The organism is Candidatus Methanogranum gryphiswaldense, from assembly GCA_019262145.1.
Taxonomy (GTDB): Archaea; Thermoplasmatota; Thermoplasmata; order Methanomassiliicoccales; family Methanomethylophilaceae; genus Methanogranum; species Methanogranum gryphiswaldense.
Genome location: CP076745.1, coordinates 165,652 through 181,380 on the forward strand (window position 1 = coordinate 165,652; position 15,729 = coordinate 181,380).

General features: G+C 43.7%; 17 protein-coding genes. 9 read left to right on the plus strand and 8 right to left on the minus strand.

Annotated features, from left to right (window positions below):
- Positions 1–41: 41 nt before the first annotated feature.
- The 5 genes from KRP56_00930 to KRP56_00950 are packed head-to-tail and all read left to right on the plus strand — an operon-like array spanning position 42 to position 5,299.
- Positions 42–1,109, plus strand: a complete 1,068-nt coding sequence (locus KRP56_00930; protein UAL07860.1) for an alanine--glyoxylate aminotransferase family protein — start codon at positions 42–44, stop codon at positions 1,107–1,109.
- A 1-nt stretch (position 1,110) separates the two neighbouring features.
- Positions 1,111–2,703: a phosphoglycerate dehydrogenase gene (gene serA, locus KRP56_00935; GenBank protein ID UAL07861.1), complete on the plus strand. Its 1,593-nt coding sequence runs from the start codon at positions 1,111–1,113 to the stop codon at positions 2,701–2,703.
- A 4-nt stretch (positions 2,704–2,707) separates the two neighbouring features.
- Positions 2,708–3,109: a hypothetical protein gene (locus KRP56_00940; protein UAL07862.1), complete on the plus strand. Its 402-nt coding sequence runs from the start codon at positions 2,708–2,710 to the stop codon at positions 3,107–3,109.
- A gap of 7 nt (positions 3,110–3,116) precedes the next feature.
- The gene (locus KRP56_00945) at positions 3,117–4,994 is read left to right on the plus strand and encodes an ATP-dependent DNA helicase (protein ID UAL08410.1); all 1,878 of its coding nucleotides are present in this window, start codon (positions 3,117–3,119) and stop codon (positions 4,992–4,994) included.
- Positions 4,995–5,035: 41 nt separating this feature from the next.
- The gene (locus KRP56_00950) at positions 5,036–5,299 is read left to right on the plus strand and encodes a hypothetical protein (GenBank protein UAL07863.1); all 264 of its coding nucleotides are present in this window, start codon (positions 5,036–5,038) and stop codon (positions 5,297–5,299) included.
- Here KRP56_00950 and KRP56_00955 read toward each other — a convergent pair whose 3' ends face one another.
- The 5 genes from KRP56_00955 to gdhA all read right to left on the minus strand — a co-directional run bounded on the left by KRP56_00955 (position 5,300) and on the right by gdhA (position 8,684).
- Positions 5,300–5,923, minus strand: a complete 624-nt coding sequence (locus KRP56_00955) for a tRNA 4-thiouridine(8) synthase ThiI (GenBank protein UAL07864.1) — start codon at positions 5,921–5,923, stop codon at positions 5,300–5,302.
- Entirely contained in the window at positions 5,920–6,096 is a 177-nt protein-coding gene (locus KRP56_00960) for a hypothetical protein (GenBank protein ID UAL07865.1), read from the minus strand. The genes KRP56_00955 and KRP56_00960 overlap by 4 nt, the downstream gene beginning before the upstream one ends.
- Positions 6,093–6,653: an exosome complex RNA-binding protein Csl4 gene (locus KRP56_00965; protein ID UAL07866.1), complete on the minus strand. Its 561-nt coding sequence runs from the start codon at positions 6,651–6,653 to the stop codon at positions 6,093–6,095. Before KRP56_00965 ends, KRP56_00960 begins: the two co-directional genes overlap by 4 nt.
- A 6-nt stretch (positions 6,654–6,659) precedes the next feature.
- Positions 6,660–7,256, minus strand: a complete 597-nt coding sequence (locus KRP56_00970) for an METTL5 family protein (protein ID UAL07867.1) — start codon at positions 7,254–7,256, stop codon at positions 6,660–6,662.
- Between the two features lie 78 nt (positions 7,257–7,334).
- The gene (gene gdhA / locus KRP56_00975) at positions 7,335–8,684 is read right to left on the minus strand and encodes an NADP-specific glutamate dehydrogenase (protein ID UAL07868.1); all 1,350 of its coding nucleotides are present in this window, start codon (positions 8,682–8,684) and stop codon (positions 7,335–7,337) included.
- A 291-nt stretch (positions 8,685–8,975) separates the two neighbouring features.
- Between gdhA and purH the strand changes: the two genes are divergently transcribed.
- The gene (purH, locus tag KRP56_00980; GenBank protein ID UAL07869.1) at positions 8,976–10,526 is read left to right on the plus strand and encodes a bifunctional phosphoribosylaminoimidazolecarboxamide formyltransferase/IMP cyclohydrolase; all 1,551 of its coding nucleotides are present in this window, start codon (positions 8,976–8,978) and stop codon (positions 10,524–10,526) included.
- 62 nt (positions 10,527–10,588) lie between these two features.
- On the opposite strand, the gene KRP56_00985 is transcribed toward purH, so the two are convergent.
- Genes KRP56_00985 through KRP56_00995 form a run of 3 tightly spaced genes read right to left on the minus strand, consistent with a single transcriptional unit; the run spans position 10,589 to position 12,870 of the window.
- Positions 10,589–10,786, minus strand: coding sequence for a hypothetical protein (locus tag KRP56_00985; protein UAL07870.1), 198 nt, complete (start codon positions 10,784–10,786; stop codon positions 10,589–10,591).
- Positions 10,787–10,810: 24 nt separating this feature from the next.
- Entirely contained in the window at positions 10,811–11,638 is an 828-nt protein-coding gene (gene nadC, locus KRP56_00990) for a carboxylating nicotinate-nucleotide diphosphorylase (protein ID UAL07871.1), read from the minus strand.
- Positions 11,635–12,870, minus strand: coding sequence for an MBL fold metallo-hydrolase (locus KRP56_00995; GenBank protein UAL07872.1), 1,236 nt, complete (start codon positions 12,868–12,870; stop codon positions 11,635–11,637). The genes nadC and KRP56_00995 overlap by 4 nt, the downstream gene beginning before the upstream one ends.
- A 235-nt stretch (positions 12,871–13,105) precedes the next feature.
- Here KRP56_00995 and KRP56_01000 point away from each other — a divergent pair, with 235 nt between their 5' ends.
- From KRP56_01000 to KRP56_01010, 3 genes are all read left to right on the plus strand, one after another.
- Positions 13,106–14,491: a hypothetical protein gene (locus tag KRP56_01000; protein ID UAL07873.1), complete on the plus strand. Its 1,386-nt coding sequence runs from the start codon at positions 13,106–13,108 to the stop codon at positions 14,489–14,491.
- Positions 14,492–14,646: 155 nt separating this feature from the next.
- Complete coding sequence (locus KRP56_01005) at positions 14,647–15,351, plus strand: hypothetical protein (protein UAL07874.1); 705 nt, start codon at positions 14,647–14,649, stop codon at positions 15,349–15,351.
- Positions 15,338–15,715 (plus strand): transcription factor S, encoded by a 378-nt coding sequence (locus KRP56_01010; protein UAL07875.1) that lies wholly within the window; start codon positions 15,338–15,340, stop codon positions 15,713–15,715. The genes KRP56_01005 and KRP56_01010 overlap by 14 nt, the downstream gene beginning before the upstream one ends.
- Positions 15,716–15,729: the final 14 nt, after the last annotated feature.

A 15,729-nucleotide genomic window follows, 5' to 3' on the forward strand; every position in this document is an offset into this window, starting at 1 on the left:
TCAGCCGTCTTTTAAGGGAGCGAGGCGGACGAGGGATTATATTGAGCAGAAAATTGTTCACGGTAGGACCGGTTAATGTTGAAAACGAGGTCCTTCAGGCTATGACTAAACCGATGATCACGCATCGTTCAAAGGAGTACAAGGTCCTTCACGGTAATGTCATCGAGAAGATGAAGAAAGCACTGGATACGGATCAGGACATATTCTTGGTCGCAGGATCTGCAAGCATATTCCTCGAGGGTGCAATAAGGAACGGCGTACAGAACAAGTCTCTCGGAATAACCAATGGTTCATTTGGGAACAGGTCCATAGAGATCGCGGAACTCAATGGAAAAACCGTCGAAGAGATCCAGGTCCCTTGGGGGATGGCCATGAAACCCGAGAATATAGCAGGGAAGGTCACAAAGGATGTGGAAATGGTCCACTGGGTCAGCAACGAGTCCTCCACAGGAGTTTTCAGTAATTCCACTGCATTGGCCAAAGAGGTAAGGTCGCAGAATCCAGACGCATTGGTCATGGTGGATGCCGTTACATCAGCATTTGCAATGGACCTCAAAATGAAAGAGCTTCAACCAGACGCAATGATATTTGGAACCCAGAAAGCACTTGCATTACCTCCTGGACTTGCGATGATCGCGGTATCGGAGAGAATGATGATGAAATCCAAATCCGTCAAAAACAAAGGATTTTACACAGATCTTCAAAAGCTCAAGAAGCAGAATGATGAGAACTACGCCCTCACAACACCCCCCGTTTCCCTAATGTATGCACTTGATTTTCAACTCGACCGCATCTTAAAAGAAGGAATGCCAGCAAGATATAGAAGACATCAAGAGATGGCGGACCTAGTTAGAACATGGTCCAAGAAAAATCTCGAGGGCATGTTCCCAGAGGAGGGTCACCAGTCGAACACCATTGGTGTTCTGAACCGCGGCAAACTAGATTTCGATGCATTCCATACAAAGTTGAAATCGAAAGGATACGAGATATCCAGCGGCTATGGTGATGTTAAAGACAATACATTTAGGATCGGACACATGGGAGATCTTACACCTAAAGATGTAAAAGAGTTACTTTCCGTTATGGAAGAGACAATGGGAGAGATTTAAAATGACAGCTAAGATTCTTGTTTCAGATTCGTTAGACAAAGAAGGACTGGACATCCTGAAACAGTCCGGATTTCCAGTTGATGATAGGTCAGATCTGACGGAGGACCAGCTTTGTGCAATTATCGGGGATTATGATTGTTTGATCATAAGGTCCGGTACTAAGGTCACAAAAAGAGTTTTGGATGCCGGAAAGAAATTACGTGTAGTAGGACGCGCAGGAGTAGGGGTGGACAATGTGGACGTCCCATATGCAACGGAGAAAGGTATTCTTGTAATGAACACCCCTTCTGCAAATATTCTCTCTGCCGCTGAGCACTCATGCGCAATGTTGCTGGCACTAGCAAGGAACATACCATTTGCTCACGAATCTATGCACAAGGGCGAATGGAAGAGATCCAAGTATACAGGTGTAGAGCTAAATGGAAAGGTTCTTGGAATCATAGGTGTGGGACGTGTCGGCGGAGAGGTCGCGAAGAGGATGAAGGCCTTCAATATGACAATGATAGGATATGACCCATATCTTCCTAAAGATGTGGCAGATCAGATCGGAGTCAGGCTTACCACTTTAGAAGAGGTCATCTCCACAGCCGATTTTATGACCATTCACACGCCACTGCTTCCTGAGACCAAGAATATGATAGGTCTTAAACAATTCAAGATGATGAAACCTAATGCGAGAATGGCCAATGTTGCTCGCGGAGGCATCGTCGATGAGAATGACCTTTACATCGCACTCAAAGAAAAGATCATTGCAGGTGCTGCATTCGATGTATGGTGCAATGAACCGTTGACAGATGATGAGAAGAAACTTCTGGAATTGGACAATCTTGTAACCACGCCTCATTTAGGAGCAAGTACCGTAGAGGCGCAGGAAAGGGTCGCCATCGAGGTTGCTGTTGCTGTGGTCAAATACCTTAAGGATAACGTTATAACCAACGCCATCAACGCACCGCGTGGAAAGTTAGATCCTGAGACCGAGAACTACATGCCTCTCGCTGAGCATATGGGATCTTTTATCCATCAGATGAATGGAAACAATCCAATAGAGGCGCTGGAGGTCACGTATTGCGGAGAACTCGCATCCAAACAGACAAAACTTGTGACAATAAGTGCTGTGATCGGATTGTTGAACAACATAGTCGGAAAGGGAAATGTGAATATGATCAATGCTATGCCAATAGCAAAGACAAAAGGGCTCAGTATAAAGGAGTCGTCTACAGATAAATCTGAGGAATATTCCAATATGATCGAGATGAAGATCGTTTCCGGTGGCAAGATCACAGTGTTACGCGGAACAGTTTTTGGAGACAATCCAAGACTTGTCGGTTTCAACGAGTATTCTTTCGATATACCTATGACAGGGGACATAATAATGATGACATACAACGATGTTCCCGGAGTGATAGGAAAGGTCGGATCTGTTCTCGGTGACGCCAATGTAAATATAGCTCAGATGACGGTTGCGAGGAATGGCAAGAAAGCGTTAATGATCCTAACAGTGGATCAGAACGTCTCTACAGATGTCCTTGCGAAGGTCACAAAGGCCGCTGATGCGGTCACCAGTGCTAAATTCATAGATCTGGTAGAGAACTGAGTTGATGATGATGACGGTTACAACAGTGACGGTTGATGATCTTACTTTAGCGATAAAGAATAGTATCAACAACAGCATGGGAATGGAGGATGAGCAGGCATATTCGCTTGCTCATCACGTCCTTAATTTCTTCGGATATTCCGATAGGATAATTGATAATGTTTTAGAGCCGGAGGACCGTGATGCCTTCTACATGCTCGAAGATGCAGGTATCCTCACCACAGAGAGGGAAGAGACCACGCTCTATGACGGTAGGGAGTGGAGGATACACTACTGGCTCTTTAGAAAGGAGAAGATCGGCGAGCTCATGGCCCGTGCGCGTTCGTCTTCTACGGAAACGGACGGTGAAGAATCCGTATACCGCGATCTGCCTGATGACATTTGGCGCAACAGAGGCGGAGAATAAACTTAAGATGGACCTTTTCCCGTACACTTATAGGGGTGAACAGGAGGCGATAGTACGTCAGATCCGCGATGCGGTGACTGATGGCATGTCTCTGGTCATCGAATCAGGTACGGGAACTGGAAAGACAGTAACGTCGCTTACAGGAGCATTGGAAGCGGCCCTCGGTACAGGTAAGAAAGTCATATACTTGACGAGAACGAAATCCCAACAGAAACAGGTCATACAGGAGATCACAAAGATCTCGGAGAAGAAAGATATTGTTTGCATCGGTCTTCAGGGAAGAAGCAGCACGACATGTCCTTTGATGAAGGATGATCCAGAACTTTTGTCCGGAACGTCCGAGGAATTGTCTAAACTCTGTTCAGAATATAAGAAACGAGAATCAGGCAGTTCTTCACATTGTATCTATTTTGATAATCTTGAAGAATTGGATCCATCGACCTATGTCGATTACATAAGGAAGTGCCATCCTCAACCAGAGGAGTTCTTCGATCGATGCTTAGAAAATCGCACATGTCCTTATGAATTGACAAAACGTCTTCTACCACATGCAGACGTGATCGCCGTTCCATACCCTTTCATATTCTCCCCTCATGTGATCCAGCATTTCACACAATGGATGGGGGCATCTCTTTCAAATGTTGTTTTGATAGTGGACGAGGCCCATAACCTTCCTTCGTATCTAAGGGAGGTAATGACATGTGAATACACAGCAAGAGCATTGGAACTCGCAGAGAAGGAAGCTTTGGAATGGAATGACCCCGAGATATTCAGGGGATTTAAGATAACGGATATCACCGCGGTATTCAGGGAATGTATGGACAACGCTCTTGAAAGGTATATTGGTGCAGATGACGGCTTGTTGCCATACGGTTTTCTTCAAGATGAGATGATGGAAAGATTGGGTGTTTCGTCTCTGTCCTTAGATGCAATATACAAAGGTATTATTGAGCAAGGAGAGATCATAATCTCTCAAAAAAAATCTGAGCGTAAACTTCCACGTTCTTATATCGGTTCTTTTGGGGCATTCATGTTAGCATGGAATACGTGTGATGAGAACATATATGTCAGTTTGATAGTCAGTGGGAAAAATCCAAAGTTTGAAGCATTCTGTTTAGACCCATATGATGCCGCATTCCCTCTTAGGGAATGTTGGTCGTCTGTCAGTATGTCTGGTACATTGAACCCATTAATTGACTATTCACATGAATTAGGAATGGAAAATGCGATTGAAAAAGTTTTTCCAACTCCATTCCCCAAGGAGAATCTGAAGGTTTTGTATGTTGATGATGTGTCAACGAACTATGAGGAAATGAACAGTGGGCGGGAAGCGTATGATAGAATCGTTGATTATGTCATAAGATTGGTTCGTTGTACAGAAAGGAACACAGCGGTCTTCTTTCCCTCTTATGGTTTAATGGACAGATTCATTCATGACAATATACCGGAAATTTTGGAAAGAGAGATCTATTTTGAGAAGAGAGGAATGCTACAATCCGAATTAATGAATGTTGTCTCCGAATTCCGTTCTTCGGAAAAAAGTGTTCTGTTCTGTGTCATGGGAGGTAGGATCAGTGAGGGACTTGATTTTCCAGACAAGGAACTGGAACTCGCCATTCTAATAGGGATACCTTTTCCGAAACCAACTGCAAAACAAGAGGCTTTGAAGAGATACTGTGAATATCGTTTTGGTAATGGGTGGGAGCATGCAATAAAGGTTCCTGCTCAAAGGAAGATGAGGCAAGCAATAGGCCGTCTCATAAGATCGGAGACCGATAGAGGTGTTGCAGTGATATTGGACAGAAGAGCATCTACAATGAATGGTCTTGATGCTCGTCTGACACATGACCCTGTTAGCGATGTACGGGACTTCTTTGAAAAATGATTTTCAGCAATTATATAAATGATGTAAGTCTGGGGTAAAGCATGATCACGGTCGATGAAGATGTCGTCAAGATGATTGAGTCTGAAGGACAGGATTACAGAGTATGTACGGCATGTATCGGACCTGCACTCGTTCCTGTTAAGGTAAAAAAACCCAAGGACACAGATATAAAGATCCTGATTGGGAAAAATACCTTGTACATATCTCGAGTACAGGCACAATATATTGACAGAGTTTCAATGGATATGCTTTATGATGAGGAAGAAATCGATTCTTGTCCAGCATTCTATTATAGCAGGCATTGATCAGATAAGAGAAGCATTTGAAGCTATACGCTCGGCTAAAATCTCAGTTTCTGTAGTAATATCAAATGTGCATATCTTACCAGGATCGGCCTCTGTTATGGGTTTGAAAGGTACGAGTTTGCATCCAGATATTTGTTCCACGGAGATGTCGTAGGTGCCAATTTCCTTTGATATAGCTTCTATCTCAAGTTTATCATAGCCAATGAGGGGCCTTACTACGGGGAAATTCAAACCCGTATTTTCAGACCTTATGTTCTTGAGGGTTTGAGATGCCACCTGTCCAAGAGAATCCCCCATTATTATGCCGCTGCAGTCTAGTTTCTTTGCAAGTTCTCTTGCAGTCCTCTGCATCATTCTTTTGCACATCACACATTGATAGTTGTTATCACAGTTTTCTTTGATTTTTTCCTGTGAGATGTAATGTGGAGCGGAATAAAGGGGCATTTCTTGTCCAGTGACCTCCCTTAGTCTCGCAGCGAGACGTTTAACATGATCGATTATGGCATCATCAGCATAAGGGCGATTGTCCATGTGCAAAAGAATGATGTCTGCACCAGCATTCGCCATCATGTATGCTGCTACTGGGGAATCGATGCCGCCTGATAGAAGTGCAATTAGTTTCATGTGTTGTATCTGCCTACTTCAGCACCGCCGGGAGAGTCACCACAGAGATAATCCTCTTCCTCTTCGTTGATCAGACTGTATACGGCTCTGATGAATTCTTTCAAATCTTTGACTTCTGATCTGAGGGCCTTTACTTCGGTCCTAAGGGACTCAATGTCCTGGATCTCATTCATATCTTCACATCACCGTAGTCATCTGCGATCTTTCTAGGGGAGGAACGTTCGCATTCAGGACAGTAGAGGTTCTTACCTTTTCTTACCAGTTCTGTTTTACACGTTCCACATAGAGAACGGATAACTCCGAGATGATCCTCTTTTGTAGTCAATTGCAGGGACGGGCTGACGTCGATAACACGAGCGCGTATAAAATCTCCTTTTCTGAGTTCTTTGGAAACATCATCGGTATAGCCTTGGGAGATCTTAGAAACATGTATTGTAGCATTGGTATCGCTTGCAATATCCCTTCTTGTACCTTCCTTTGCAACTACCTCGGCCGTTGCCATTGTCTTTCTAATATCGCCTATTATTCCGTAGACTATGTCTCCGATCTTCAATGTGTTTGGAGGGTTTGGGGAGATGACTCTGGCGACACATTCATCATCGTCAAGTTCGAGCAGGCCGATCTGTGATGCGTAGATTTTACCATCGCATGCAAATGTTCCGTCTGAAGCGAGATATTCTTCTTCTTCCGCGACTTCGTCACCGGGAAATACTTCAATTTTTTTTGTCATTATGAATCACCTTATGTTAACAACCACGATGTCAACGCTCTGTTTCTCTTTTTTATGGAATTCAAAGGTATGAGGGATATCGTACTTATACGTTTTATTATAAACTATGTTCCTTTCTTTTTTATCCACGTATTCTTTGATAAAGTCCAATGTATCTGCCTTATGTATCGAGTATACGCATTCAGAGATCTCCATGGCCTTATCTAGAAAAGCCCTGTCAGCTTTGCGATTCTGACATCCGAATGGAGGGTTCATGAACACGGTATCTGCCCCATCATCGATGTTTTTTACATCAGATAATTTGAAATCAAGGTTGGCGTTGAAAGATTTGGCGCATTCTTTTGCAATATCGAGTGCAGACTCTGAGACATCATATCCAACGACCATCCCAGCTCCTAAAAGCCAGGCGCCTATTGAGAATATTCCGGTTCCGCATCCGAGGTCTATGATCTTAAGGCCATCGACATCTCCGTTTTTGTACGCGTGAAACAAGATATCTGCAGCTATGTTTGCAGGAGTGGGATACTGTTCTAGCGCAGGGTCCGGGTCTTTGAAGGGAAGCACTTTTTCGAGTGCGATTTCCAAATCTTTCTTTTTCATCATTGCACAGGGATATGTCTTTGATGGATAAATCTGTTTGAAAATAAAATCGGGTGGACATCGAGGTCCACCCTGTAAGTTTTAATAGCTGATGCCTTGCCAAAGCATAGCATCGGCGACTTTTTTGAATCCAGCGATGTTGGCTCCTGCGACAAGATTGCCTCTAACACCGTATTCTTCTGCTGCTTTAGCCGAGTTATGATATATTCTGATCATGATCTGTTTTAATTTATCATCGACTTCCTCGAAGGTCCAAGACAGCCTCTGGCTGTTTTGGGACATCTCCAATGCAGAAGTTGCGACTCCGCCAGCATTGGCTGCTTTTGCAGGACCGAAAAGAACCTTATTTTTCTGGAAATATGCGACTGCACCCGGTGTGCTGGGCATATTGGCTCCTTCTGCTACAGCCTTGACCCCGTTCTTCACAAGTATCTTTGCGGACGCCTCATCTATCTCATTCTGCGTGGCGCAAGGCAATGCAATATCGCACGGAATGGTCCAGATATTTCCACATCCCTCATGGTACTCTGCGTTTTTGACATAGTTGAGATAGGTACTAATCCTGTCTCTTTTCTGTTCTTTGATTATCTGGATTGTCTTATAGTCGATTCCAGCTTTATCGTATATGTATCCATTGGAATCTGATAAGGCAACGACCTTGGCGCCAAGTTGTGTTGCTTTCTGACAAGCGTATATGGCAACATTTCCTGAACCAGATATGACAACGGTTTTGCCTTTGAAGGAGTTGTTGTTATCGTTCAACATTTCCTCTGTGTAGTAGCAAAGTCCGTATCCTGTAGCTTCTGTTCTCGCAAGTGATCCACCGTACGAGAGACCTTTTCCGGTCAGAACACCAGTGAATTCATTTCTGAGTCTCTTGTACTGGCCATACATATAGCCGATCTCTCTTCCTCCGACACCGATATCTCCGGCAGGTACGTCTGTGTCTGCGCCGATATGTTTTTCTAATTCTGTCATAAATGACTGACAGAAACGCATGATCTCATTGTCAGACTTTCCTTTAGGATCAAAATCCGATCCACCCTTTCCTCCTCCAATGGGAAGTCCAGTGAGACTGTTTTTGAATATCTGTTCGAATCCAAGGAATTTTAAAATCGACAGGTTGACGGACGGATGAAGCCTCAGACCGCCCTTATATGGTCCGATCGCGGAATTGAATTGTACACGGTAACCGCGGTTCACTTGTACTTTTCCGGAGTCATCCATCCAGGTCACACGAAACACTATGATCCTCTCTGGTTCGACAATACGTTCCACAAGTCCTGCTTTTTGATATTCAGGATGTTTTTCGATTACAGGTTCCAGCGATTCTAGAACCTCTTCTACTGCCTGTAGAAATTCGGGTTGATCTTTGTTGCGCTCGGCGAGGCCGGCATATACGCCTTTAAGGTATGCATTTTTAATCGTCATTCAATTCACCCTTCGTCATTGAATCGTATTTGTACAATTCAATTGAAGATATTGTACAAATTCTTTTGTAGAATAAAAAGGTAATGTTCCTTGCTGGCGTAAAATATGGAGCAATATGTATGTTACATAGTCAATATAGATTATTGTACAAAATATTAACTGTAAAGCCAATGAAAAAAACATACGCCGGGCGATAGCATCATTCTTTGCAGAATATGTTTATCTAACATTAGTCAATATGAGCGACAGTAGCGGCTAAGGTCCGTCATCCTCAGGAGAGGAGGTATTATCATGGCAAAGATAAAAAGAGCAATAATCAGTGTTTCCGATAAAGCAGGCATTGTTGATTTTGCGAAGGAATTGTCATCGCTAGGCGTGGATATCATTTCCACTGGCGGAACATACAAACTTCTGAAAGAGAACGGTCTTAAGGTGACGGAGGTGTCAGAGGTTACAGGTTTTCCCGAGATGCTCGACGGTCGCGTGAAGACACTCCATCCAAAGATCCATGCAGGGATTCTGGCCAGAAGAGACCTTCCAGAACACATGGAGGCCATAAAGGAAAAAGGCATAGAATCCTTAGACATGGTGGTCATAAATCTCTATCCGTTCAAACAGACGGTTTTGAAGAAAGGAGTAGAGTTCGAAGACATTGTTGAGAACATAGACATCGGTGGCCCCAGTATGATTCGTGCTGCTGCCAAGAATTACAAATCGGTGGCAGTCCTAACAAATCCTGATCAATATTCTGCTGTATTAGGACAACTTAAAGATAAGGGAGAACTGGACGAATCAATCTTGGAAAGATTAATGGCCGAAGCCTTTGTGGTAACTGCAAATTATGATGCCATGATAGCTCAACAGATGAGTAGAAGATTCATAGACGGTTTCCCTAAATCCTATCCCATACCGATGGAAAAAGTTGAGGATTTGAGATATGGAGAGAATCCAAATCAAAAGGCAACGTTCTACCAGGAACCGTTTACACCAGGTATAACTGTTGCAAAAGCCGAGAAGTTACACGGAAAGGAACTCTCATACAACAATATTTTGGATCTGGACAAAGCATTGGACATTGTGATGGACTTTGACAGACCAACTGCAGTGGTTATGAAACATACAAATCCTTGTGGTCTTGCATCAGCAGATACGATATTCGAGGCATTCAAGACTGCATACAACGTCGATCCAATATCTGCGTTCGGATGTGTCATATGCCTCAACAGGAACTGTGATATGCAGACCGCAGATATGATCTCTCAGTATTTTGTAGAAGCTGTGATTTGCCCAGATTATGAAACGGGTACAATAGAGGTATTGGAGAGAAAGAAGAATATTCGTCTTTTGAGAACAAATGTATCAATTGGACCCTCTGGCAGATGCAGGGAATACAAAATGAGAAAGGTACAGGGTGGGATACTGGTGCAGACGGATGAAGATGTTTCCGTCAATCGCGGTAATCTTAAGATCGTTACGAAGCGTGCACCCACTGATGAAGAGATCGATTCTCTTCTTTTTGCGTGGAAACTTGCAAAGCACGTGACCTCAAATGCCGTAGTTTATGTTAAAGGTGAACGTGCGGTCGGCATAGGGGCAGGACAGATGAGTCGTGTAGATTCGGCGAAGATCGCGACGATGAAGGCCAATGAGCCCACAGAGGGATGTGTAATGGCCTCTGATGCCTTCTTTCCGTTCAGAGACGGTGTGGATGAGGCAGCAAAGGCTGGCGTCACAGCAATAATACAGCCAGGAGGCAGCATCAGGGATCAAGAGGTCATTGATGCTGCGAACGAGCATAATATCGCAATGGTATTCACAGGGTGCCGCGTATTCAGGCATTGATATTTGGGGTCGCTTTGCGACCCTTCTTTAATGTCTTGTCCAGATATCGTAAGAAAGAGCGGTCATTTAGGTCTGCATATATCTTCTGGCGTAATGGGCTTTCCTTCTGCTTTTCTTTTCATATGTCCGCCGGGCCCACCACGTTCGATCCTCGCTTTTTCAATGCATTCGGGATCGTCGCATGTAAATGCTGCAAAAACAAAATTGGTGCAGGGCTTTCCACAAAATTGACATTTGTAATCGTTCAAATCTATTGCCATGTATGGAGAATAGGTGATTGTGGATTAATTCTTTATGGGGTCAATATCCAAAGAAAAATCGATAGCTTTTACGGAGTGAGTGAGAGATCCCATAGATACGATATCAGCGCAACCTGCATATGAAAGCACGTTGTCTTCCGTAATGTTACCAGAGGCTTCAATTTTTGTTTTTGGAGAAATCATATTGACGTATTGTTTGAGACTTCTTGTATCTTCTGGGGACATATGATCCGCCATGATAATATCGACAGCGTATCCGGCTACGATTTTTCCTTGTTCCAATGATACGACCTCAACATCGACCTTTACCGTCGGATCAATGTTCTTTAATTTTTTCATGGCGTTCTCAATATTTCCGCACGCGGCAATGTGATTGTCTTTGATCATGATCATATCATAGAGACCCATTCTATGCGGCCAGCCTCCGCCGAGTTCTACTGCTTTTTTTTCGTAATATCTGAAACCAGGTGTAGTTTTCCTTGTTGCAGCTATCATTAAATGAGGGTCTTTTGTCCTGATTATATTGGTGATCCTGGCGGTTTTAGTCGCTATGCCAGACATCCTCATAAGTATGTTGAGTGCGACTCTTTCGCCAGTGGTTATGGCCCTGAGTGGGCCATAAATAGACATTACTACAGTATTTTTTGTTACTGTGTCCCCATCTCTGCTTATGAGTTGACATTCCGCGCCCAATGCTTCGAAGACCTCTCTAGCTTCTTCTAGTCCTGCAATTACGGCTTCTTCCTCGCATAAGATAGAGGCGGTGCCCGTTCTGTCAGGCACAAACATTTCAGTGGTTATGTCTCCACTTCCAACGTCTTCCTCTAGAAAGCGCTTAATGTCCTTTATCATACGTCTAACTCGAATTCTTCTCCTGTGTTTGGTAGGATCACATTGTAATCTTGCAGATCAGGGAGGAATAATTCTCTTGTCTCGGAGTGCATTATTATAACATTCTCAGGGTCGCATCTGTTGATAAAGTTGATGAGCTCATCATGTCCAGCGTGTGCAGAGAAGTCGAATTTTTGTACTTCACATTCAATTTTGACGATCTCTTTGTCAACAACAATACATCCTTGTTCCATCAAGAGCCTTCCGTTGGTGTTCTCTGCCTGGTATCCAACAAGTAGTATGGCGTTCTTAGGATCGTTTTTCAGATCTCTAAGATATCCGAGTACGGGCCCTCCATCTAACATTCCACCTGTAGTGACGATGATCTGTCCCTTATTGGCCTGTTTCCTCATACCTGAGTTCCTAACCTCAGTGAATGCCCTTCTCGCGGATTTGAGTGCCCTCGGATCTCTTAGGTATTCCGGGTAATCAAGGAACAAACGTGTAACTGAACGTCCCATGCCGTCAACCCACATATCATATCCGAGGTCTTTCAGGAGTATCATGATCTCTTGTGTTCTTCCAACCGCGAAGCAAGGAATGATAACAGTTCCACCGCGGTCTATTACTTCATCGACTTTGGCAATAAAATTCTCTATTGTGGTTTTTTTATCTGGATGATTGCGTCCACCATATGTTCCTTCAATGAACAGATTGGTGCATTTTACTGGTTTCGCACCTAGTACAAGTCCTTGATCCGCGGTGTGTATGTCGCCTGTGTAGACAGTACTGCTGTCACACGCAAATTCGAACATGGCCGCTCCTGGAACATGTCCTGCGGAATGAAATGTGACGTCTGTTTTTCCCAATTCTATTGTATCTCCGAATGTTAGGGGTGCCACGCATCTCATTGTTTTTTCAATATCGGATTCACTGTATGGCTCATTATATCCTTCTGCTTTAGCGATCTTTAAGCTGTCATACATCATTAGTTCGGATACTTCAGCAGAAAGCGGCGTGGTAAAAAGCTCGCACCCATCTCTACCGCATACTGCAGGTACCATTCCACAGTGGTCCAAGTGGCAGTGTGTCAGGAAGACATGGTCGACCCTAGGGGCCACGATTGGGTATTCTGGAGGTTTTGTCGGACTCATTCCATACTCGACGAGTATTGTCTTGCCGTCACCCTCTATTGTCATTCCCATACGGCCTACCATTTCTGCGCCACCGAGGAATCTAAATTTCATTAACATAGTATTCTCCTTTTCGTAATTTTTTAACCTTCAAAGATGAAGGATTTTGTGAAAAGAGGTAGTGTACCTCTTTGACATTGATGAATGATGGAGGGCGAAATATCGCCCCACATTATAGGTGATGACGTAGGTTACATACTCGGCATATATTTAATTTCTCATAGATAGATGTTGAACTGCAATTTGGGGAAATCAAGGAAAAACTACTAAAACAAGTATGTGGGTATCTTGTGTTATGGGAATAAGTTTTAGTGACGGCAAAGTCTTGGGTACTTTGGGGCTTTTAGCTGCGCTTATATATGTGATTGCGTTGTTTGCGGCTGCTCTTACCACTAGTGGGTTTGAGATCGGAGTAAACAACATTACAGACTTGGGTGAAACCTCTGTTTATACAGCAGGTTGCATAGTGGCTGGTCTACTGGGTCTGATCTTTGGTGCGGGCATACTTATGCGCAACATCAAAGGAGTATTCATTGCGAAGGTCTACGGCATTCTGATATTGGTCGCAGCCGTTGTCCTTATAGTATTAGGTGCAACAAAATCTGATAGTACAGTTGTAATGATTTTTGAGATTGTAGCTATTATTGCTGTGATTTCTGAGGTAGGATTCAATTGGATCTCAGAACAAAAGGCATTGATGGTGGTATCTGCATTTTTTGCAATATTCATGATTGGAACTGCAGCACTTGATGCCATTCTTGGATTTGGATTTGCAGTATTCACAGCATTATGGATAATACTCACTGCTGTATCATATATCTCAGAAGGACAATGTGAAGCATGTACCAAGAAAACGAGTAAACCGATTAACAAAAAAGATAACAAAAGTGTTGGTAAACAAAAACAGCAAGCTTCTGTAAAAACTACCGAAAAGGTCCCCTCGAAGAAAGTAGAGGAAACAAAGAAGTCTGCCACCGTTACTTTGAAAACCGATGCATCCAAAGCAGAAGTTAAGGCAGAAGGCCCTAAAGTTGAGCCTAAAAAGAACGACGTTCAGAAGGAAACTCTCAAAGTAGAGGAAAAAAAGGAAGAGCTTCCCAAATTGAAGGTCATGAGTTCAAGGGAAGCGGCTGTTGTTCGGGATACGAAAAAAGTGGATGATGTCAAGGTTGAAGTTCCAGTCGAGAAGACTACCAAACAGCCTGCCGAATCTGTAAAGGATATGCCGGTCAGCAATGTGTCGGAAAACAATGTCGAACCAATTGAAAAAGTTAAGGTAGAATCTGTTTCTATTGTGCAGGAAGAAATAAGAATAACAGATCCGGACGATGAAGTTGAAGAGCTCGAAGGAGATCTCGAAGAGGTTAATATCACTGAGGATACGCCAGATGCTTTGGTCAGGAGGGCTGCATGGAATAAAGGATTGAGATGCAGAAGGAATTATGGAGAACATAAGATTCCAGTTGCATTTGTCAAAGGTAAGGTGGCTGTATACATTTCCTCTGAGATTGGAGATAAGGCCGAAGATGAAGCACTCATAGCCGAGGGATGGGTCGTTCTACATTACGTGGAATGTGACATAACAGATGGAAAATCACAAGGTGAAGAGATTGCCAAAGCTTTGAAGGAGAATCTCAAGGCTGAACGCGCCTCTAAGAAGAAAAAGAAATTTAGAAAGTGAAATTCATTCAAACCCTTTATTAAACCATTTTCTTTAAACAAATTTATAAACAGGCATCTCTCTATTAAGGGTCGGGGTGCATGATGGCCATCAGTGGTTTTAGTGGGTTAATCGGTAGGGCAAAGTCCGTTAGCTTTGGAACTTACGATGTACGTATGGCAGTTGTTATGTGCCTCTTTTTGTCAGCGGTACTTTGGTGGATCCCAATCATTGGCCCTGCTATAGCTGGGTATGTTTGTGGAAGGAAATGCGGTTCCATGACCAAAGGCGTCATTTGTGCCTTGTTAGCTGGTGTTCTTTTGGTATTCGTGGCATGGGGGCTATCGCAATTGATCCTTTCTGCAGGTGGATTCCCAGAGGTATCAGCAGAGGAAGCAGCAGGAAATCTAGGGGGGTTGTCCGGTCTTATTGGATCGTATCTGACATCCTTCTTTAATCCGGGAACATCTGCACTGGCACTTTCCAAGTTGGGCTTAGTTATTGTCTTTGGCCTAGTTGGTGGAATGCTGTCTAGACAGATCAGAAAAGAGACGACCGATCTTCTTGCTACTGGTGCTGTTGAGGGTGCAATCAGACCTACAGCAAGATCCATGGAACTGTACTATCGTAACAAGACACTTGGGTTTGAGTCATTTGATGACTGCATTGAATCTCAGGGCATGATTGTCAACAATAATCCCGATTCAAAGAAATCAGAGCCTTCAAGGGCAACGGCCCGTGATAAGCCTACTGGAACAACAGTTCAAACGGTTACGACCACTGTATCTCCCAGTTCATCCACGTCGACAGAGGATGAGTCGCCCAATCCATTCTCTGATATTTTGGACAGGTCAGCTCGTAAGAAAAATGGTTCCCCTTAATGGCGCGCGTGTGTGTGGCAAGTTATTAATATGGACACCCAATGTAGGAGTGTTAGAGGCTGATAGCTTGTTTTGCTCATGCGGTTCAATGATGTTTCCTAAGGATGGCAAGTACGTGTGTAATGCGTGCGGCGCTGTGAAAGAGATCGGCAGTAACAGCCAGGTTGTCAAGACCGAGTCCAAGGACAGAGAGACAACAGTCATTAAGGAGAACATAGCGACACTCCCCAAGACGCGTATAACCTGTTCGGAGTGTGGTCACACGGAAGCGTATTTTGTCATTAGACAGACTCGTGCAGCCGATGAACCTGAAACAAGGATATATCGTTGCTGTAAATGCAACCACTCGTGGAGAGAGTACTGAACTCTTGGACGGAA